The organism is Methylobacterium sp. WL6, assembly GCF_008040095.1.
Classification (GTDB): Bacteria; Pseudomonadota; Alphaproteobacteria; order Rhizobiales; family Beijerinckiaceae; genus Methylobacterium.
In genome coordinates this window covers 1-20026 of sequence record NZ_VRVH01000023.1, presented here as the reverse complement: position 1 = coordinate 20026, position 20026 = coordinate 1, and the positions used below count along the sequence as shown (strand labels likewise).

Annotated in this window: 16 protein-coding genes; 7 read left to right on the top strand and 9 right to left on the bottom strand. The window is 70.7% G+C overall.

Annotation, left to right across the window (positions count from 1 at the left end; genetic code table 11):
• Positions 1-13: 13 nt before the first annotated feature.
• The 5 genes from carB to FV230_RS05765 form a co-directional block, all read right to left on the bottom strand.
• A complete protein-coding gene (gene carB, locus FV230_RS05780; RefSeq protein WP_147841636.1) occupies positions 14-3487 on the bottom strand; it encodes a carbamoyl-phosphate synthase large subunit in 3474 nt (1157 codons plus the stop codon).
• Positions 3488-3787: 300 nt separating this feature from the next.
• The gene (locus FV230_RS05775; RefSeq protein WP_147727012.1) at positions 3788-4165 is read right to left on the bottom strand and encodes a hypothetical protein; all 378 of its coding nucleotides are present in this window, start codon (positions 4163-4165) and stop codon (positions 3788-3790) included.
• Positions 4166-4315: 150 nt separating this feature from the next.
• The gene (cysK, locus tag FV230_RS05770; RefSeq protein WP_147841635.1) at positions 4316-5290 is read right to left on the bottom strand and encodes a cysteine synthase A; all 975 of its coding nucleotides are present in this window, start codon (positions 5288-5290) and stop codon (positions 4316-4318) included.
• A gap of 243 nt (positions 5291-5533) precedes the next feature.
• A complete protein-coding gene (locus FV230_RS29400) occupies positions 5534-5689 on the bottom strand; it encodes a hypothetical protein (protein WP_187275403.1) in 156 nt (51 codons plus the stop codon).
• 98 nt (positions 5690-5787) lie between these two features.
• Complete coding sequence (locus tag FV230_RS05765) at positions 5788-6294, bottom strand: META domain-containing protein (protein WP_147727014.1); 507 nt, start codon at positions 6292-6294, stop codon at positions 5788-5790.
• A 343-nt stretch (positions 6295-6637) separates the two neighbouring features.
• Here FV230_RS05765 and FV230_RS05760 point away from each other — a divergent pair, with 343 nt between their 5' ends.
• The 4 genes from FV230_RS05760 to FV230_RS05745 all read left to right on the top strand — a co-directional run bounded on the left by FV230_RS05760 (position 6638) and on the right by FV230_RS05745 (position 9543).
• Entirely contained in the window at positions 6638-6907 is a 270-nt protein-coding gene (locus tag FV230_RS05760) for an XRE family transcriptional regulator (RefSeq protein ID WP_147841634.1), read from the top strand.
• 103 nt (positions 6908-7010) lie between these two features.
• Positions 7011-7265 (top strand): hypothetical protein, encoded by a 255-nt coding sequence (locus FV230_RS05755; RefSeq protein ID WP_147729894.1) that lies wholly within the window; start codon positions 7011-7013, stop codon positions 7263-7265.
• A 76-nt stretch (positions 7266-7341) separates the two neighbouring features.
• Positions 7342-7941 (top strand): nitroreductase family protein, encoded by a 600-nt coding sequence (locus tag FV230_RS05750; protein WP_243933311.1) that lies wholly within the window; start codon positions 7342-7344, stop codon positions 7939-7941.
• Positions 7942-7947: 6 nt separating this feature from the next.
• The gene (locus tag FV230_RS05745) at positions 7948-9543 is read left to right on the top strand and encodes an AMP-binding protein (protein ID WP_147841632.1); all 1596 of its coding nucleotides are present in this window, start codon (positions 7948-7950) and stop codon (positions 9541-9543) included.
• Between the two features lie 192 nt (positions 9544-9735).
• On the opposite strand, the gene msrP is transcribed toward FV230_RS05745, so the two are convergent.
• The 4 genes from msrP to FV230_RS05725 form a co-directional block, all read right to left on the bottom strand.
• Entirely contained in the window at positions 9736-10674 is a 939-nt protein-coding gene (msrP, locus tag FV230_RS05740) for a protein-methionine-sulfoxide reductase catalytic subunit MsrP (protein ID WP_147841631.1), read from the bottom strand.
• Between the two features lie 87 nt (positions 10675-10761).
• Positions 10762-12480 (bottom strand): AMP-binding protein, encoded by a 1719-nt coding sequence (locus FV230_RS05735; RefSeq protein ID WP_147841630.1) that lies wholly within the window; start codon positions 12478-12480, stop codon positions 10762-10764.
• A 146-nt stretch (positions 12481-12626) separates the two neighbouring features.
• Positions 12627-13010 carry a hypothetical protein gene (locus FV230_RS05730; RefSeq protein ID WP_147841629.1) on the bottom strand — a complete coding sequence of 128 codons (384 nt, stop codon included), beginning with the start codon at positions 13008-13010 and terminating at the stop codon, positions 12627-12629.
• A gap of 304 nt (positions 13011-13314) precedes the next feature.
• Positions 13315-14814 (bottom strand): leucyl aminopeptidase, encoded by a 1500-nt coding sequence (locus tag FV230_RS05725; RefSeq protein ID WP_147841628.1) that lies wholly within the window; start codon positions 14812-14814, stop codon positions 13315-13317.
• Positions 14815-15040: 226 nt separating this feature from the next.
• On the opposite strand from FV230_RS05725, the gene lptF reads away from it, so the two are divergent.
• The 3 genes from lptF to FV230_RS05710 all read left to right on the top strand — a co-directional run bounded on the left by lptF (position 15041) and on the right by FV230_RS05710 (position 19959).
• Positions 15041-16198 (top strand): LPS export ABC transporter permease LptF, encoded by a 1158-nt coding sequence (lptF, locus tag FV230_RS05720; RefSeq protein WP_147841627.1) that lies wholly within the window; start codon positions 15041-15043, stop codon positions 16196-16198.
• A gap of 6 nt (positions 16199-16204) precedes the next feature.
• Complete coding sequence (lptG, locus tag FV230_RS05715; protein WP_147841626.1) at positions 16205-17293, top strand: LPS export ABC transporter permease LptG; 1089 nt, start codon at positions 16205-16207, stop codon at positions 17291-17293.
• Positions 17294-17373: 80 nt separating this feature from the next.
• Positions 17374-19959, top strand: a complete 2586-nt coding sequence (locus FV230_RS05710; RefSeq protein ID WP_147841625.1) for an LPS-assembly protein LptD — start codon at positions 17374-17376, stop codon at positions 19957-19959.
• Positions 19960-20026: the final 67 nt, after the last annotated feature.

The following is a 20026-nucleotide window of genomic DNA, read 5'->3' as shown; positions in this document are numbered from 1 at the left end:
TCGCCGCCCGGCTTCAGGCTGCGAAGTATTCCTGCAGGGCGCGGACCCGAAGGTCACCTTCGAGATAGGCCTGAATGCCCTCGGCCGCCGCCATCGCTCCGGCCAGAGTGGTGTAGTACGGCACCTTATGCAAGAGGGCCGCCCGGCGGAGCGAGCGCGAGTCCGACAGCGCGCCGGCCCCCTCGGTGGTGTTCAGGACGAGCTGGATGTCCCCGTTCTTGATCGAGTCGACCACGTGCGGCCGGCCTTCGAGCACCTTGTTCACCCGGTCGCAGGCGACGCCGTTCTCGACGAGGTAGCGCTGGGTGCCGCCGGTCGCCACGATCGCGAAGCCGAGCCCGGCCAGCAGCCGGATCGAGGGCAGGATGCGCGCCTTGTCGCCGTCGCGCACCGAGACGAACACCGTCCCCGAGCGCGGCACCTTGGTGCCCGAGCCGAGCTGGCTCTTGGCGAAGGCGACGCCGAAGCCGGCATCGAGCCCGATGACCTCGCCGGTGGAGCGCATCTCAGGCCCGAGCAGCACGTCGACGCCGGGGAAGCGCGCGAACGGGAACACCGCCTCCTTCACCGCGATGTGGTTGAGGACCTTCTTCTTCAGCCCGAACGCGGCCAGGGCCTCGCCGGCCATGACCCGGGCGGCGATCTTGGCGATCGGCTCGCCGATCACCTTGGCGACGAACGGCACCGTGCGGGACGCGCGCGGGTTCACCTCCAGCACGTAGATCGTGCCGTCCTTGATCGCGTACTGCACGTTCATCAGGCCGCCGACCTTCAGCGCCAGCGCCATCGCCTTGGTCTGGCGCTCCAGCTCGGCGATGATCTCGGGCGAGAGCGAGCGCGAGGGCAGCGAGCAGGCCGAGTCGCCGGAATGGATGCCGGCCTCCTCGATGTGCTCCATGATCCCGGCGATGAACACGTCGGTGCCGTCGCAGACCGCGTCGACGTCGATCTCGACCGCATCCGACAGGTAGCGGTCGAACAGCAGCGGGTTCTTGCCGAGCACCGTGTTGATCTGGCCGGTCTTGTCGTTGGGGTAGCGCGACTTGACCTCGGACGGGATCAGGCTCGGCAGGGTGTCGAGCAGGTAGTCGGCGAACTGGGCCTCGTCGCGGATGATCGCCATGGCGCGGCCGCCGAGCACGTAGCTCGGGCGCACCACGAAGGGCAGGCCGAGGTCGGCCGCGACCATCCGGCCCTGCTCGACCGAGTAGGCGATGCCGTTCTTGGGCTGCTTCATCCCGAGCTTGTCGAGGAGCCGCTTAAACTGGTCGCGGTCCTCGGCGAGGTCGATCGCGTCCGGCGAGGTGCCGAGGATCGGCACGCCGGCGGCTTCGAGCGCGCGGGCGAGCTTCAGCGGCGTCTGGCCGCCGAACTGGACGATGACCCCGTGCAGGGTGCCGTTCTGCCGCTCGGTCTCGATGATCTCGAGCACGTCCTCCTGCGTCAGCGGCTCGAAGTAGAGCCGGTCGGAGGTGTCGTAATCGGTCGAGACCGTCTCCGGGTTGCAGTTGACCATGATGGTCTCGTAGCCCGCCTCCGACAGCGCGTAGCAGGCGTGGCAGCAGCAATAGTCGAACTCGATGCCCTGGCCGATCCGGTTCGGGCCGCCGCCGAGGATGATGACCTTCCTGGCCGCGGTCGGCTGGGCCTCGTCGGCGACCGTGCCGGCGAAGGGGGCGACGTAGGTCGAGTACATGTAGGCGGTCGGCGCCTTGAACTCGGCGGCGCAGGTGTCGATCCGCTTGAACACCGGCCGCACCTTCAGCGCGCGGCGCGCCTCGCGCACCGACGGCTCGTCGGTTCCGGCGAGGACGGCCAGGCGCGCGTCGGAGAAGCCCGCGGCCTTGAGCTGGCGGAACGCGCCCGGCGTCGCCGGCAGGCCGTGCGCCTTGACCCGGTTCTCCAGGTCGATGATGCCCTGCAGCTGCTCCAGGAACCACGGGTCGATCTTGCACGAGGCGTGGACCTCGGCATGGCTAACCCCAAGGCGTAACGCCTGCGCGACGTTGAGCAGCCGGTCCGGCGTCGGCGTGCCGATCGCCGCCTTGATCGCGTTGTGGTCGTCGCCCTTGCCGAGCCCCTCGATCTCGATCTCGTCGAGGCCGGTGAGCCCGGTCTCGAGGGAGCGCAGGGCCTTCTGCAGCGATTCGGCGAAGCACCGGCCGATCGCCATCGCCTCGCCGACCGACTTCATCGCGGTGGTCAGCGTCGGCTCGGCGCCGGGGAACTTCTCGAACGCGAAGCGGGGGATCTTGGTGACGACGTAGTCGATCGTCGGCTCGAACGAGGCCGGCGTCGCGCCGCCGGTGATGTCGTTGGCGATCTCGTCGAGGGTGTAGCCGACGGCCAGCTTGGCCGCGACCTTGGCGATCGGGAAGCCGGTGGCCTTCGACGCCAGCGCCGAGGAGCGCGACACGCGCGGGTTCATCTCGATGACGATCATCCGGCCGGTGGCCGGGTCGATGGCGAACTGCACGTTCGAGCCGCCGGTCTCGACGCCGATCTCGCGCAGCACCGCGAGGGATGCGTCGCGCATCACCTGGTATTCCTTGTCGGTCAGCGTCAGCGCCGGTGCGACGGTGATGGAATCGCCGGTGTGGACGCCCATCGGGTCGATGTTCTCGATCGAGCAGACGATGATGCAGTTGTCCGCCTTGTCGCGGACGACCTCCATCTCGTACTCCTTCCAGCCGAGCACCGATTCCTCGATCAGCACCTCGTTGGTCGGCGACGCGTCAATGCCGCGCTCGACGATGTCGAGGAATTCCTCGCGGTTGTAGGCGATGCCGCCGCCGGTGCCGCCCATGGTGAAGGACGGCCGGATGATCGCCGGCAGGCCGACCTCGGCGAGCGCGATCAGGGCCTGGCCCAGCGCGTGCTCGATGTAGCGCTTGCGCCGGTCGCCCTCGCCCGCATGCCAGGTCTTCTCGAAGGCGGCGACCGCCGCGTCCCGGTCGGCACCCGCAGGCCACTGCGCCTCGATGCGGGCGATCTCGGCGAGGCGCCTGTCGCGGTCGGCCTTCTTCGGCACCGAGGCGTTGGCGAGCTCCGATTTCGGCGTCTCGAGGCCGATCTTGGTCATCGCGTCGCGGAAGAGATGGCGGTCCTCGGCCTTGTCGATGGCCTCGGCCGTCGCGCCGATCATCTGCACGCCGTACTTCTCCAGCACGCCCATGCGCTGGAGCGAGAGCGCGCAGTTCAGCGCGGTCTGGCCGCCCATGGTCGGCAGGATCGCGTCCGGCCGCTCCTTCTCGATGATCTTGGCGACGATCTCCGGGGTGATCGGCTCGACGTAGGTCGCATCCGCCATGTCCGGGTCGGTCATGATGGTGGCCGGGTTCGAGTTGACCAGCACGATCCGGTAGCCCTCCTCGCGGAGCGCCTTGCAGGCCTGGGTGCCGGAATAGTCGAACTCGCAGGCCTGCCCGATGATGATCGGCCCCGCACCGACGATGAGGATCGAGGAGATATCGGTGCGCTTCGGCATCGGACGCCTTGGATGCGCTCACACGTGCCCGACCGCGCAGCCCGGCTCTCGGGGCGGCGCGGATGGGCGCAGGCGGCGGGATTGTCGTTGAGACCCGCGTCTACACGCAGCCGGAGGCGTTTGAAAGGGCGTGTGCACGCATGGTTGGGCCGTCCCGAAACCGGGGACGCGTTTCCGACCCGGCCGGGATGGGTTCAAGCCCTCTCAACGCTCGACCGTATGATGCGTCCCCCCTCCCGCACGCGGGAAGAGGGATCGCTTGGCTGTCGAAGCGGGAGCGGAGAAACCGCCCTGCTCGCGTCAGAGGCCGGCGTAGAGCGCGGCGACGGCGCGGTCGATCGAGAGGTAGAACACGCCGAAGGCGACCAGCGCCGCGACCGCGAACTCCATGGCGACGCTCGGAAGCGTCTGCGAGCGGCGGATCACCTCGCGGCCGAAGACCAGCGAGACCCAGGCCAGCGTCAGCAGCGCCGGCATCACGAACAGGTAGGAGACCGTGCTCTCGATGTGGTCGAGGCCGTTGGCCGGGTCGAGGATCGCGCGGATGTTGCGCACCCACGGCGCGTAGCAGGCGGCGTAGAGCGTGGTCAGCCACGACAGGCCGACGGCGACCCCGAGATGGAAGCTGAAGATGCGGTGCAGACGGGAGAAGTCGTCGCGCGCGTCGTCGAAGGTCATTCGTCAGCCCCGTTCATCGTCGAGATCGGCCCGGCGACGATCGTTGCGGCGTCGTCGTTAACGGGCGGTTGACGACGGGATGGGGGACGATCCTGTGTTTTGTGTGACGCCGGGCCCCAGGCCCGGCGCCCAAATCGTGGCAGTCCCGGTCTAGCCGACGCCCTCGAACAGCGCCGAGGAGATGTAGCGCTCGGCGAACGAGCACGCGACCGTGACGATGCGCTTGCCCTTGAACTCCGGCCGGCTCGCCAGCTCCAGCGCCGCCGCGACGTTGCCGCCGGTGGAGATGCCGCCGGGGATGCCCTCGAGGCGGGCGAGCTCGCGGGCGGTCTCGAACGCCTGCTGGTTCGAGACGGTGATCACGCCGTCGACGATCGCGCGGTCGAGGTTGTCCGGGATGAAGCCGGCGCCGATGCCCTGGATCTTGTGCGGCCCCGGCTGCCCGCCGGAGATGACCGGCGAATCCGTCGGCTCGACCGCGAACACCTTCAGGTTCGGCAGGCGCGGCTTCAGCACCGAGCCGACGCCGGTGATCGTCCCGCCGGTGCCGACGCCGGCCACGAACGCGTCGAGCTGGCCGTCGGTGTCGTTCCAGATCTCTTCCGCCGTCGTCTTGCGGTGGATCTCCGGGTTGGCGGGATTCGAGAATTGCTGCGGCATCACCGAGCCGGGGATCTCGCCGAGCAGCTCCTCGGCCTTGGCGATGGCGCCCTTCATGCCCTGCGGGCCGGGCGTCAGCGCCAGCTCGGCGCCGAGGAAGGCCAGCATCTTGCGGCGCTCGAGCGACATCGTCTCGGGCATCACCAGGATCAGGCGGTAGCCGCGGGCGGCGGCCACGAAGGCCAGCGCGATGCCGGTGTTGCCGGAGGTCGGCTCGACCAGGGTGCCGCCGGGCTTCAGCTTGCCCGAGGCCTCCAGCGCGTCGATCATGTTGACGCCGATGCGGTCCTTCACGCTGGCGATCGGGTTGAAGAACTCGAGCTTCAGCAGGATCTCGGCGTCGATGCCGCGCGCCTGCGGCAGGCGGTTCAGGCGGACGAGCGGCGTGTTGCCGATCGTCTCGGTGATCGAGCCGTAGACGCGGCCATGGCCGGGCTTGCGGGCTGGGGTCTCGACAGATGCCATGGTCGCAAATCTCCGAAGGACGCTCAGGTGACGGCGCGTCGGGCCGCCCGCGCGGGGGCGGGACCGGGCGTTTCCGGAGCCGGGATATCGCGTGCGGCGGGCGGGGGCAATCGGGCCAAATGCCGGATACGGCGATCATTTTCTCCCGCGGCGGTGTGCCTCGCCGAAGCGTGGAAGATCGCTTCTGCGCGGCCGGCGATATGGGGAAGATCGTTCTTCGCCGGGCGGGTTGCGGCGGCTGCGTCAGCCGGCGCCGAGCGCGAGAAGGAGGCCGAGGAGCGGCACGGCGGCTGCGATCCAGGCCGCGCCGGGATGGAAGCTCGGCGGCGCGACGTAGCGGGAGGCGTCGTGCACGCCCGCGCGGAGGGTCGCTCGCCCGAGACCGATCTTTGCCGCCATGCGCCCCTCCGACCGTGAACCGGATCGAAGAAGGCGCGGGAGCGTCTCAAGGCCTGGTGAATCGGGCCCGGACGCGTGGAAGCGTGGTCAACGGCGCCTTAAAGCGCGCGGTCGAACTTCAGCTCGCCGTTGGGGCTCTTCAGCACGAGCTGCGAGCCGACCATGTCCCACTGCGCCGCCGTGCGGAGCGCCACGAAGTAAGCCTGCTCGGTCGCCTGGAGGCTCTTGTCGCAGGACTTCTTGGTGAGGGCGAGCGGGCCGACCGCGAGGTGCTGCTCCTTGAGCGGGAAGGCGGTCGCCGCGAAGGTGTTGCAGCCCCCGTAGCCGCGGGCGCGGTACTGCTTGTCGATGATGAAGCTCGGCCGGTCGGTGCCGCCGAACGGCTTGCCGTTGATGCTCACCGCGGTCCAGGTCGAGTCCAGCGGAAACACCTTCTCGGTCTGCTTGGCGCCGGGGATGTACTGCTCTTTCTTGTCCTCGCCGCCGGGCCGGCGGTTGCCCTTGCCGAAGCCGCTGATCGAGTTCTGCGCCCTCGTCTCGGTCGCCGTGGTGAGAACCAGCGCACCGGCGGCGCAGGCCAGAGCGGCGATCAGCATCGGTTTCATGGTACGCCCCTTGTCCCTCGTTTCCGGTGCGCCACCCTCGGGATGCCTTGGAGGCATTCGGGAGCCCGTGCCTGGGCCCGTGGCGGCGCGCGGAAGCGCCAATGCGATAGGATTTCAGCACAATTGTGGTCAAGGCGGCCGCAGGCGGGCTTTTGTCGGCGTCCCGCGCGAAGTTCGCCGGCCCGTCCGCAGGATTCGGGGCCGTTCGCCGGAATTCTGAAACGATCCGCGTTCCGCTCCGTTGTCACGCACCGGATGGCGGTCGGCCAGATCGGCGAATCGAGGAGAGTTCGGCTTGGCGGGATCTGACGAAGGTGGGCAGAGCGGCGCTGCCCCGAGGCCGTTGAGCCCGGTCCAGTCGCGGGCGGCGCGGGGGCTGCTCGGCTGGTCCGAGGCCGACCTGGCCGCCAAGGCCGGGCTCGATGCGGGCTTCGTGCGCGACTTCGAGGCCGGCACCGGCGATCCGCCCTCGGGCCAGGTCGAGGTCCTGCGCAGCGCGCTGATGACGGCCGGTGTCGCCTTCAGCGAGGACGGCAGCTCCGGCGTCCGGCTCACGCAGACCGGCGGCGAGGGCACCCGCCTCGACGCCTTGACCACCGAGAACGACCGCTGACCCGGACGCGGGGGCGCCGCCGGCGCCCGCGCTCCCGTGCCGCCTACGCGGCGACGCCGCGTCGGCTCAGGATCGCCCGATCCGAGGGCGCGGGGTGCGGGCGATGGCGGACCACAAGGCCGAGCTCCGCGAGACCCTGCGCAAGATGGAGGTCGCGACCGGCGAGGCGGCCGCGGCCTGCCTTCCGCGCCTCGTGGCCCGGCTGCGCCACCACGAGACCCGGCTTCCCGGTCATCCGCTGATCCGCCCGTGGCGACGCTGGCGCATCCGCCGCCTCGCCGATGCCGTCGAGGAGGCGCGCTGGCACGTCGAGCAGGGGCGGCTCGCCCGGATGGGCGGGCTGTCCGGCCGGCGCTAGGCCGATCTTGCGGACAGGGCCGCCGCTCGTGCAAAGGGATGCCACGAGTGCGCCGCACCATCCGGAGACAACGCCCGTGACCGCAGACAACCCGCGCCGGCCCGACCACGCGGTCGATCCGATCTTCGTCGATCGCCGCTCCCCCCGCCTGTTCACCGGCGAGGCGGTGCCCGAGGCGGAGCTGATGCGGATGTTCGAGGCGGCGCGCTGGTCGCCCTCCTCCTACAATTCCCAGCCCTGGCGCTTCCTCTACGCTCTGCGCGACGACGCGAACTGGGAGACGTTCTACGGCCTGATCCTGCCGGGCAACCAGAAATGGGCAATTGGCACCGGCGCACTGGTGTTCCTCGTCTCCAGCGAGCGCATGAAGGTCGGCGACGAGCTCAAGCCGGCGGGGAGCCATGCGCTCGATGCCGGCGCCGCCTCGCTCGCCTTCCAGCTCCAGGCCAACCGCCAGGGCTGGCACGTCCACGGCATGGGCGGCTTCGACCGCGCGCGGGCGCCGGGCGTGCTCAACGTGCCGGAGCACCACACCATCCAGGCCGCCTACGGCGTCGGCCGCGCGGTGGCGCCGGAACACCTCGACGACGAGCAGCGTGCCAAGGAGGCCCATAACGGCCGGCGCCCGATCACCGACTTCGTCTTCTCCGGCGGCTTCCCCGCGACCGGCGGCTAGACGCGGGTGGACGCGCCCGAGGCCGGCTTCCGCTGGGACATCCCGGCCCGGTACAACATCGGCGTCGACGTCTGCGACCGCTGGGGCACCGCCGAGCCGGAACGCCCGGCGATCCTGGAGGTCGCCGCCGACGGCACCGTCGCGACCACGACGTTCGGGCGGCTTCGCACGGACTCGGATCGGCTCGCCGGAGCGCTCGCCGGCCGCGGGATCGGCCCGGGCGACCGCGTCGCGGTGCTGCTGCCGCAATCGGCCGCCGTGATGGTGGCGCACGCCGCCGCCTACAAGCTCGGCGCCATCGCGCTGCCGCTCGCCGGCCTGTTCGGCCCGGAGGCGCTGGCCTACCGCCTCGCCGACTCCGGCGCCCGCGCCTGCATCACCGACGCGGCTGGGCTGGCCAAGCTCGAGCCGATCCGCGGGCAGCTGCCGGAGCTGTCCCTGCTGGTCTCGGTCGACGGCGCCTCGGGCGACGCGCCCGGCCTCGCCGACCTGCTCGCGGCCGCCGCACCCGACTTCTCGGCCCACGACACCGGCCCCGACGACCCGGCGTTGATGATCTACACCTCCGGCACCACGGGACAGGCGAAGGGCGCCCTGCACGGGCACCGGGTGCTGCTCGGCCACCTGCCCGGCTTCGACCGGATGCATGCCTTTCCGCCGCGCCCCGGCGACCTGATGTGGACGCCCTCGGACTGGGCCTGGGCCGGCGGCCTGCTCAACGTGCTGATGCCGGCGCTGCGCCACGGCGTGCCGGTGGTGGCCCGCGCCGCCCGGTTCGAGGCCGACGCCGCCTTCCGGCTGATCGAGCGCTTACGGATCACCAACGCCTTCCTCGCGCCGACCGCCCTGCGGATGCTGCGCGCGGTCGAGGCGCCGCGCACGCGCTACGACCTCTCGTCGCTGCGCAACGTCGCCTCGGCCGGCGAGGCGCTCGGCGCCGATACCTATCGCTGGGCGGAGGACGCGCTCGGGCTCGCCGTCGGCGAGGCCTACGGGCAGACCGAATGCAACCTCGTGCTCGCGGCCGCGCCGGCGGAAGGGATCGGCCGGGCGGGCTCGGCCGGCAAGCCGGTGCCGGGCCACCGCGTCGCGATCCTGCGTCCCGACGGCAGCGAGGCCGGCACGGACGAGCCGGGCGAGATCGCCGTCGCCCGCCCCGATCCGGTGATGTTCCTGCGCTACTGGAACCAGCCCGAGGCGACCGCGCGGAAGTTTTCCGGCGACTGGATGCTCACCGGCGACCAGGCCCGGCGCGACGCGGACGGCTACGTCCACTTCGTCGGCCGCGACGACGACCTGATCACCTCGGCGGCCTACCGGATCGGCCCGGCCGAGATCGAGGCCTGCCTGTGCGCCCACCCGGCCGTGGCGCTCGCCGCCGCGGTCGGCAAGCCCGATCCGCTGCGCACGGAGATCGTGAAGGCCTTCCTCGTCCTGCGCCCGGGCTACGCCGCCTCGCCGGCGCTCGCCGACGAGATCCAGGCCTTCGTGCGCATGCGGCTCTCGGCCCACGAGTACCCGCGCGAGATCGCCTTTCGCGACGCCCTGCCGATGACCACCACCGGCAAGATCATCCGCCGGGCGCTGCGCGACGCGGAGTGAGGCGGATGGCCTCCCTCCCCCCTCTGCGGGGGAGGGAGGGCCTCGCGTCAGCGAGGGTCGGGAGAGGGGAGCGACCTCTCCGGACAGCGCGCTCCCCTCTCCCGACCCGCTTCGCGGGCCACCCTCCCCCGCAGAGGGGGGAGGGAAGAGCCCTGTCGAGACTTCAGCGGCTTCCCCGGACGGGGTTTCGCCTCACACGAACAGCCGCTCGCCCTGCAGGTCCTTGTACAGCCCCGCCACCTGCTCGCCGTAGCCGTTGTAGATCAGCGTCGGCACGCGGGTGTCGGTGCCGAGCACGCGCTCGCTCGCCTGGCTCCAGCGCGGGTGCGGCACCGCCGGGTTGACGTTGGCCCAGAAGCCGTACTCGGACGGGCCGAGCGCCTCCCAGAAGGTCTTCGGCCGCTCGGCCACGAACGAGACCTTCACGATCGACTTGATCGACTTGAACCCGTACTTCCACGGCAGCGCGAGGCGGATCGGCGCGCCGAACTGGTTCGGCAGCGCCTTGCCGTAGATGCCGGTGGCGACGAAGGCGAGGTCGTTGCCGGCCTCCGCCATCGTCAGCCCCTCGACGTAAGGCCACGGGTAGAAGGTGCGCTGGCCCGGCGCCATCTTGCGGTCGAGGAAGGTCGTCAGCTGGACGTACTTCGCCCCCGAGGCGGGCTTGGCCAGCGCTACGAGCTTGGACAGCGGGAAACCGGTCCACGGCACCGCCATCGACCACGCCTCGACGCAACGGTGGCGGTAGAGCCGCTCCTCCAGCCCGATCTTGCGGATCAGGTCCTCCACGCCGAGCTCGAACGGCTTCTCGACGAGGCCGTCGATCTTGATCGTCCACGGGCTGGTCTTGAGCGCGTCGGCGGTCGGCAGCACGGTCTTCGAGGTGCCGAACTCGTAGAAGTTGTTGTAGTCGCCGCTGAAGGCCTCCGGCGTCAGCGGGCGGTCGAGGGCGTAGGCGTCGTTGCGCTTGGCTGGATAGGGCCCCGTGTCGGCGAAGGCCCGCCCGCCCAGCATCGCCGCCGCGGCGAGCCCGGCGGAGCCGCCAAGCAGCGCCCGCCGGTCGAGGAACACGGATTCCGGGGTAACGAGGTGCTCGGGCAGCTCCCAGCCGCGCAACCGCTTGATCAGCATCGTCGTCTCCGCACTGTCCTGCCCGCCACGTGTCGCGACCGCCCCCTCGAGGGGCCGGTGGACCGCTGCGCGCGTCTTGTTCGCCGTCTACGGCGGAGGGGTTACCTCCGTTTCGGACCCGGTCGGCGGCGCTTCGTCGCGGAGCATCCGGCGCAGGACCTTGCCGACGTTGGTCTTCGGCAGGCTCTGGTGCAGCACGACCCTGCGCGGCACCTTGTAGCCGGTGAGCTGGGTCCGGGCATGCGCGCGGATCGCCTCGGCGGTGAGCGCGGGGTCGCGCAGGACGACGTGGGCCACCACCATCTCGCCGGTCTCGGCGTGAGGCGCGCCGACCACGGCGCATTCGAGCACGCCGGGATGGGCCGACAGCACGTCCTCGACCTCGTTCGGGTAGACGTTGAAGCCGGAGACGAGGATCATGTCCTTCATCCGGTCGACGATCCGCACCTGCCCGTCCGCCTCCATCACGGCGATGTCGCCCGTGCGGAAGAACCCGTCCGCGGTGGTCGCCGCGGCGGTCTCGTCGGGGCGCTTCCAGTAGCCCTTCATCACCTGCGGCCCGTGCACGCAGATCTCGCCGGGGGTGCCGGCGGGCACCGGCATCCCGTCCGAGCCGCGGATCGACACGTCGGTCGAAGGCAGCGGATAGCCGATCGTGCCGGACCACGTCGCGAGGCGATACGGGTTGACGCAGACCACCGGCGAGGTCTCCGACAGGCCGTAGCCCTCGATGATGGTCTTGCCGGTGATCGCCTTCCAGCGCGCGGCGACCGCGCTCTGCACCGCCATGCCGCCGGCCACCACGTAGTCGAGCTGCGAGAAGTCGACCGTGCCGATCTTCGGGTGGTTGTTCAGCAGGTTGAACAGCGTGTTGACGCCGGAGAAGTGGGTGAACCGGGTCCTCGACAGCGTCCTCACGAAGCCGTCGCCGTCGCGCGGGTTCGGGATCAGGAGGCAGCTCCCACCGGTGCGCATGAAGAAGAAGAAGCAGCAGGTCAGCGCGAAGATGTGATACAGCGGCAGTGCCGTGACCATCACCCGGCCGGGCTCGTCGAGGCCCTCGAACCAGACCTCGCTCTGGACGACGTTCACCATGATGTTGCGGTGGGTCAGCATCGCCGCCTTGGCGACGCCGGTTGTGCCGCCGGTGTATTGCAGGAAGGCGAGGTCGTCCTGCGTCACGGCGGCCTTCGGCGCCATCAGCCCCCTGCCCTGGCGCGTCACCGCGTCGAGCCGCACCGCCTTGCCCGCCGGCAGGACGAAGGGCGGCACCGCCTTCTTCAGGTGGCGGGAGGCGAGGTCGATCACCCGGCCCTTGAGCCCGAGGCCGTCGCCCGGACCGGCGAGCACCACGCGGTCGAGGGCGATCCCGGGCAGCGCCTCGGCGACGGTGTGGGCGAAGTTCTCGAGCACGAACAGGATGCGGGCGCCGGAATCGTTGAGCTGCGCCGACAGCTCGCGCGGCGTGTAGAGCGGGTTGATGTTCACCACCGTGCCGCCGGCGACCAGCACCCCGAAGATCGCCACCGCGTAGGCCGGCACGTTCGGCATCATGATCGCGACGCGGTCGCCCTTGGCGAGGCCCTGGGCGGCGAGCCACGCGGCGACGGCACGGCTGGCGCTCCCGAGCGCGGCATAGGTTATCGAGGAGCCGAAGCACGTCAGCGCCGGCCGGTCGGCGAAGCGCGCCGTGCTGGTCTCGAACAGGTCGACGAGGGTGCCGAGGCTGTCGGCGTCGATCTCCGCCGGCATGCCCGGCGGGTAGGCGGCGAGCCATGGGCGCGGTGCCCGGCTGTCCTGGATCACGGCGTTTCTCCATCGCGCGCGGCATTCGCGGCCACGCTTATCGGCTTTGTGCGTTCGCTCCCCTTGGCCCGGACTGTGGGGGATCGCTCCGCCCGCGGCAAGCAAGCGCGGGCGCCGAGGGTCCGCCGCGGCTGACAGCGCGGCCGTTATGGTGCGGCGATGCGGGTGCGCAGGCGGGAGGCCGAGACGACGGCGTGCGGCAGGGCGGCCGCCAGGACCAGGAGCGCGGCGATGCCGGCCTCCCGCGCGGTGAACGCCCGGTTCGGCCACGGCCCCGCGCCCTCGCTCCTCGCGAGCCCGAGCAGGGCGGCGGCGAACCACAGAGAAAGGACGCTGCAGAAGGCCAGCCCGATGCGGGCGCGCCAGCCGTCGCGCGGGCGGAGGCGCCCGCTGGCGAGCCAGCCGAACAGGCCGAGGATCGCGCCGAAGGCGATCGCCCCGACCGCGGCCCCGAGGGCGTAGGCGAGCCAGAGCGGCTGGCCGGTCAGGAACGCCATGCTGCCGCTGCCGTAGGCGCCGCGCAGGATCACGCCGCCGAAGGTCGGGTACGACCCGGCAACCAGCAGCGCCGCGATCCCGACGCCGCACCACGCGACGCGGCGCCGCGGCCGTCGCGACGAGGCGGGCGACGCCGTAGACCAGGGCGAAGGCGAACAGGGGATAGCTGTCGAGGAAGAACCCGTAGGCGCGCGGCGCCAGCCAGTCCGGCAGGTCGGAACGCTGGCTGATCCCGGCTACGGCGACGAGACCGAGGCAGAGCAACGCCGCCGCCACGGGTGCGGCCGCGAGGGTTGTCCTGCGCATCGGGCGCTCCGCCGTGACGCGGCCGGGCCGCTACTTCGCCTCGTAATGGTCGCGCACCAGCCGGTCCAGCAGGCGCACGCCCCAGCCGGCGCCCCAGCTCTTGTTGATCTCGCTCGCGGTCGAGGACATGCCGACGCCCGCGATGTCGAGATGCGCCCACGGCACGTCGTTGACGTAGCGCTTGATGAAGGCCGCCGCCGTCGCGGCGCCGCCGTGGCGGCCGCCGGTGTTCTTCATGTCGGCGAACTTCGAGTCGATCGCCTTGTCGTAGGCGGGGATGAGCGGCATCCGCCAGACCTCCTCGCCGACCGCGTCGCCGGTGGCGTGGATCTTCGCCGCCAGGTCGTCGTCGTTCGAGAACAGGCCGGCGATGTCCTGGCCCAGCGCCACGATGATCGCGCCGGTGAGCGTGGCGAGGTCGATCATGAACTTCGGCTTGTAGGCGCCCTGCACGTGCCAGATCACGTCGGCGAGGACGAGGCGGCCTTCCGCGTCGGTGTTGATCACCTCGATGGTCTGACCCGACATCGAGGTGACGATGTCGGACGGCCGGTAGGAGGCGCCGTCGGGCATGTTCTCGACAATGCCGATGGCGCCGACCACGTTGACCCGCGCCTTGCGGGCGGCGAGCGCGTGCAGGGTGCCGACGACGGCGGCCGCGCCGCCCATGTCGCCCTTCATGTCCTCCATGCCGCCGGCCGACTTGATCGAGATGCCGCCGGAATCGAACACCACGCCCTTGCCGATGAAGGCCACCGGCGCCTCGCCGGCCGGGCCGCCGTTCCAGCGCATCACCACGACCCGCGGCTCGCGCACCGAGCCCTGCGCCACGGCCAGCAGCGCGCCCATGCCGAGCTCGCGCATCCGGGCCGGCTCCAGCACCTCGACCTCGACGCCGAGCCTGGTCAGCTCGGAGGCGCGACGGGCGAACTCTTCCGGCGTCAGGACGTTCGGCGGCTCGTTGATCAGGTCGCGGGCCAGCGTCACGCCCTCGGCGACGGCGGTGCTCGCCTGCGCCGCGGCCTCGGCCTCGGCGTGGCCGGCGAGCATCAAGGTCAGCGTGGTCGCGGCCTTGGTGTCCTCGGCGTCGGGCTTCTTCTTGGTCTTGTAGCGGTCGAAGCCGTAGCTGCGCAGGCGCGCGCCGAGGGCGAAGTCGGCGGCGTTCGCCGCCGCGATCGCGGCGTTCGGCCAGTCGAGCACCACGCGGGCCTCGCGGCCCGAGACCTTGCCCGCGGTGAAGCCGCCGAGAACCGGCCAGTCGATCTTGGCGCGGTCCTTGTCGGTGCCGAGGCCGACCACCACCAGCCGATCGGCGTCGACGCCGGCCGGCGCCGGCAGCACCAGCGCGCTCGAGGCCCGCGCCTTGAACTTCTCGCTGCCGGCGGCGCGGGCGATCAGGTCGATGCCGCCCTGGCCGAGCGCATCCCGCGCGCCCGCGCCGAGCACGAGGTCGTCGCCGACGAACACCACGAGGTCCCCGGATCCGCCCCGGCCGAGGGGGGCGAAATGGATGGTGATGCCGTCCGACATGGCGTTGCCTTCTGCCCTGTTCCGCTGTCACGAGCGTGCTCGACAGCCGCACGCCCATCGGTGCCCTGTGTAGCCGGTGAGGCGGAGAACGCAACGCGACCCGGGCGCCCTCGAAAGGCCCCAGTTCACGCGCCATCGGAAAGGACGGCCGGGCGATCCGGCGACGGGGCCCCAGACCGTGCGGGCGGGCGCGGCGACGGGCGGGCATGGCGGAAGTAGGGGTTCGATGACGCAGATCGCGCGCTACATCTTCCGCATCGCGCTCGGGGCCTTCCTCGCCTGCCTCGTCGGCCTCACCGGCACGATCTGGGTGACGCAGGCGCTGCGCGAGCTCGACCTGATCACGGCCAAGGGCCAGACCGTGCTGGTCTTCCTGTTCATCACCGGCCTGTCGCTGCCGACCCTCGTCGTTGTGATCGCGCCGGTGGCCCTGTTCATCGCCGTCGTCTACGCGCTCAACCGCCTCAACGGCGATTCCGAGCTGATCGTGATGTCGGCGGCCGGGATGAAGCCGCGCGCGATCCTGCGGCCGTTCCTCACGCTGGCCTTCGCGGTGAGCGCGCTGGTCGGGTTCGTGACCATTGTGGTGATGCCGGCGAGCTTCCAGGAGCTGCGCGACGTGATCACCCGCGTGCGCGGCGACTTCATCGCCAACGTCGTCAAGGAAGGGCAGTTCACCCAGCTCGACAACGGCATCACCTTCCACTTCCGCGAGCGCGGCCCCGGCGGCGCCCTGCTCGGCCTGTTCATCCAGGACCGGCGCGAAGCCGGCAAGACCAAGGTCTACCTTGCCGAGCGCGGCAACGCGATCGACGTGGACGGCGGCAGCTACCTCGCCCTGCAGAACGGCAGCGTGCACCAGCAGCAGAAGGATTCGCGGGACAGCTCGATCCTGACCTTCGAGCGCTACACGATCGACCTCGCGGCCTTCGCGCCGCCCGACGGCGACACGGTGTACAAGCCGCGCGAGCGCTCGACCGCGCAGCTGCTCTTCCCCGACAAGACCGAGGGCTACTTCCAGCTGCAGAAGGGCCGCTTCCGCGCCGAGCTGCACGACCGGCTCTCGGCCTGGCTCTACCCGCTCGCCCTGGTCTTCATCGCGTTCGCGGCGCTCGGCGACCCGCGCACCACCCGACAGGGCCGGGCCGGCGCGGTCGCGAGCGCGGTCATCGCGGTCATCGCCCTGCGCATCGCCGGCTTCACCGCGACCAGCGCGGCGACCCGCAGCGCCGGGGCGGTGGCGGCGATCTACGCGGTGCCGCTGCTGGCGATCGCGCTGTCGTCGCTGATCATCTTCCAGGGCCCGGCGGTGCGCGCCCTCAACGGCCGCCTCGCGGCCGCCGTGCGGGGGCGGTTCCGCGCGCCCCGCCTCGCCGCCGGCTGAAACCGCATGCTGATCGGGTTCACCCTCGGGCGCTACTTCGCGGCCCGCTTCGCGCGCACCGTGCTCGGCGTGTTCATCACGGTGTTCGCGCTCGTCTACACCCTCGATTTCGTCGAGCTGCTGCGCCGCGCCGGCGACGCGGAGGGCGCGTCCACAGGTTTGATGGCCCAGCTCTCGCTCTACCGCACGCCCGCGGTGGCCGAGGGCGTGCTGCCCTTCGCCGTGCTGTTCGGCTCGATGGCGGCCATGCTTCAGCTCTCGCGCAAGCTCGAGCTGGTGGTGGCGCGCGCCGCCGGGATCTCGGCCTGGCAGTTCCTGCAGCCGGGCTTCTTCGTCGCCCTGGCGCTCGGCGCCTTCACGGTCGGGGTCTACAACCCGGTCTCGGCGATGATGAAGCAGCGCTCGACCGAGATCGAGGCGAAGATCTTCGCCAAGTCGACCAAGGCGTCCTCGGGCAAGGACCTGTGGATCCGCCAGAAGAGCCTCGACGGCGGCGCGATCATCCGCGCCGAGACCGCGATCGAGGGCACGACGACGCTGGCCGGCGTGCAGGTCTTCACCTTCGACGATGCCGGCCTGTTCGTCTCGCAGATCGTCGCCGCGCGGGCGAGCCTGCACGACGGCTACTGGGAGCTGACCGACACCCGGGTGCTGACGCCGGGCAGCCCGCCGGAGGCCTTCGGCACCTACCTCATCGCCTCGACCCTCGATCCGAGCCAGGTGCGCCAGCGCTTCACCCCCCCGGAATCCGTGCCTTTCTGGCAACTACCCGACACCATCGCACGCACCGAGCGGGCCGGGTTGGATGCGACCCGCTACCGTCTCCAGTATGATGTGCTGTGGGCCCGGCCGATCCTCTTCCTGGCCATGGTCCTGGTGGCGGCAACCGTTTCCTTACGGTTCTTCCGCTTTGGTGGTGTGGGAAAGCTGGTGCTAGGAGGGGTCGCCGCGGGGTTCGCCCTGTACGTCGCCCGCCAGGTGATGGAAGGCCTCGGAGCCTCCGGGATCGTCGCGGCGCCGGTGGCGGCGTGGTTCCCGGCCGTGGTAGGAAGCCTTCTCGGTACGCTCACGCTTCTGTACCAGGAAGACGGCTGACGCCCGCTCTCCGGAGCGGGCACGGGAGACGGACGTGGACGGAAACGTGGCGGCGGGCGTCAGCGGAGTTGGGACAGGCGTTGCGTAAGGTCGCCGACATCGCGAAGGTCCTCGGGCTGCTGGCGCTGCTCTGCGCCGGCACGTCCGTCGGCGGTGCCGTGCCCGCGGGCGCCCAGGGCCTGCCGGGCGGCAAGCCGGTCGCCGGCAAGCCCGGCGACAAGCTCCTCGTCGAGGCCGACGAGCTGATCTACGACAACGACAAGAATACCGTCACGGCGCGCGGCAACGCCGAGCTGCATTACGGCCCGCGCACGCTGCAGGCCGACCGCGTCCGCTACGACCGGGCCTCGAGCCGCGTCTTCGCCGAGGGCAACGTCCGCCTGACCGACCAGGACGGCGCCGTCGTCACCGGCGAGAAGATGGAGCTCACCGACGACTTCAAGAGCGGCTTCATCGACAGCCTGCGCATCCAGCAGACCGTGGAGCGCAAGGGCGAGACCATCCGCACGCGCTTCTCGTCGCCGCGCGGCGAGCGGCTGGAAGGCGAGCAGACCAGCTTCGATTCCGGCACCTACACCGCCTGCGAGCCGTGCCGCGACCACCCGGAGAAGCCGCCGCTGTGGCAGGTGCGCGCCGCCAAGATCATCCACAACAACGAGACCCACACGATCTACTTCGAGGACTCGACCGTCGAGATCGCCGGGATCCCGGTCGCCTACCTGCCGTATTTCGAGTCCGCCGACCCGACGGTGAAGCGCCAGAGCGGCTTCCTGACCCCGCGCTTCATCAACACGACGGCGCTCGGCACCGGCCTGACGGTGCCGTACTTCTTCAACCTCGCGGCGGATTACGACCTGACGCTGTCGCCGTCCTTCCTGAGCCGCCAGGGCGTGCTCGGGCAGGGCGAGTTCCGCCAGCGCCTCGACAACGGCAGCTACAACCTGCGGGTCTCGGGCATCTTCCAGACGACGCCCTCGGCCTTCCTGCCGGGGCCGATCGGCGCGGGCGACCGCGACTTCCGCGGCTCGATCGAATCGAAGGGCCGGTTCTACATCAACGACCGCTGGCGCACCGGCTGGGACCTCGTCGGCGTGACCGACAAGTGGTTCCTCGACAACTACCGCATCCGCAACCAGTCGATCACGACGGACTACTTCCGCGAGGCGGTATCGACCGCGTACCTCACCGGCCAGGGCGATCGCTCGTACTTCGAGATGCGCGGCTACTACTTCAAGGGCCTGTCGAGCTTCGACTGGCAGAAGGAGCAGCCGCTGGTCCTGCCGGTGATCGACTACGACAAGCGCATCAACGGCCCGGGCGAGCTCGGCGGCGAGGTCCGCTTCCAGGCCAACATCACCAGCCTGACCCGCGAGGCGACGGACTTCCAGGGCCTGCCGCGCACCGGCACCTACCTGTTCAGCCCGAGCGTCAACGGCATCAGCTACCCGCTCTACGAGACCTGCACGACCTTCAACCGCAACACCTGCCTGGTGCGGGGCCTGGCCGGCACGGACACCCGCGCCTCGGCCCAGCTCTCCTGGCGCCGGACCTTCATTGACGACCTCGGCCAGGCGATCACGCCGTTTGCGTACCTGCGCACCGACGCGTTCTTCGTGAACCCGAGCCTGTCGGGCTACCAGAACGCCCTGGTGCCGCAGATCGCCTCCGTCGACGACGGCTTCTCCGGCCGGGTGATGCCGGCGGTCGGCATCGACTACCGCTATCCCTTCGTCAGCGATTTCGGGCCGCTCGGCGTCCACACCCTGGAGCCGATCGCCCAGGTCATCGCACGCCCCTCCGAGACCCGGATCGGCCACCTGCCGAACGAGGACGCGCAGAGCCTCGTCTTCGACGACACCTCGCTGTTCCAGTGGGACAAGTTCTCCGGCTACGACCGGGTCGAGGGCGGAGTGCGCACCAACCTCGGCGCGCAGTACTCGGTCGTCACCGCCTCGGGCTGGTACGCGAACGCGATGTTCGGCGAGTCGATCCAGCTCGCCGGCGTCAACTCGTTCCGCCGCGGCGACATCGCCAATGTCGGCCTCGATTCCGGCCTGGAGAGCACCGCCTCCGACTTCGTGGGCCGCTTCCAGGTCTCGCCGAACCAGAACATCAGCCTGATCACCCGCGCCCGCTTCGACCATGCGGACTTCAAGGTGAACCGCTTCGAGACCGGCGTCACCGCGCGCTTCGCGCCTTTCCTGCCGCTGTCGCTGTCGGCGTTCTACTCGTACTACGAGGCGCAGCCGCTGCTCGGCTTCAGCCATCGCCGCGAGGGCATCACCGCGACGGCGACCTACAACATCACCCCGAACTGGTTCGTCACCGGCTCGGCGCTCGTCGACCTGACGCACTACCTCGACACGCGGACGCTCTATTCCGAGGCGCTGGCGAGCTACATCGCCAACCCGGTCGGCACCCTGCCGACCTACCAGAACCCGGGCCGGTTCTACCTGTCGGGCATGAGCGTCGGCGCCGGCTACCAGGACGAGTGCACCACGGTGTCGCTGAACTACATCGTCTCGCCGATCGCCACCGTGACCGGCGTCGCCGAGCGCAACCAGACCGTGCTGCTGCGCGTCGAGCTCAAGACCCTCGGCGAGGCCGACCTGCGCCAGAACGTCGGCACCGCCACCACCGCGGACGGCATCGCCTCGGCGCACTGAGCGCGGGAGCGGGTCGCGGCGGCGCGGGCGGCCTGCTAAGGCAGGCCTCCCCGCCGCGAAACCCCGC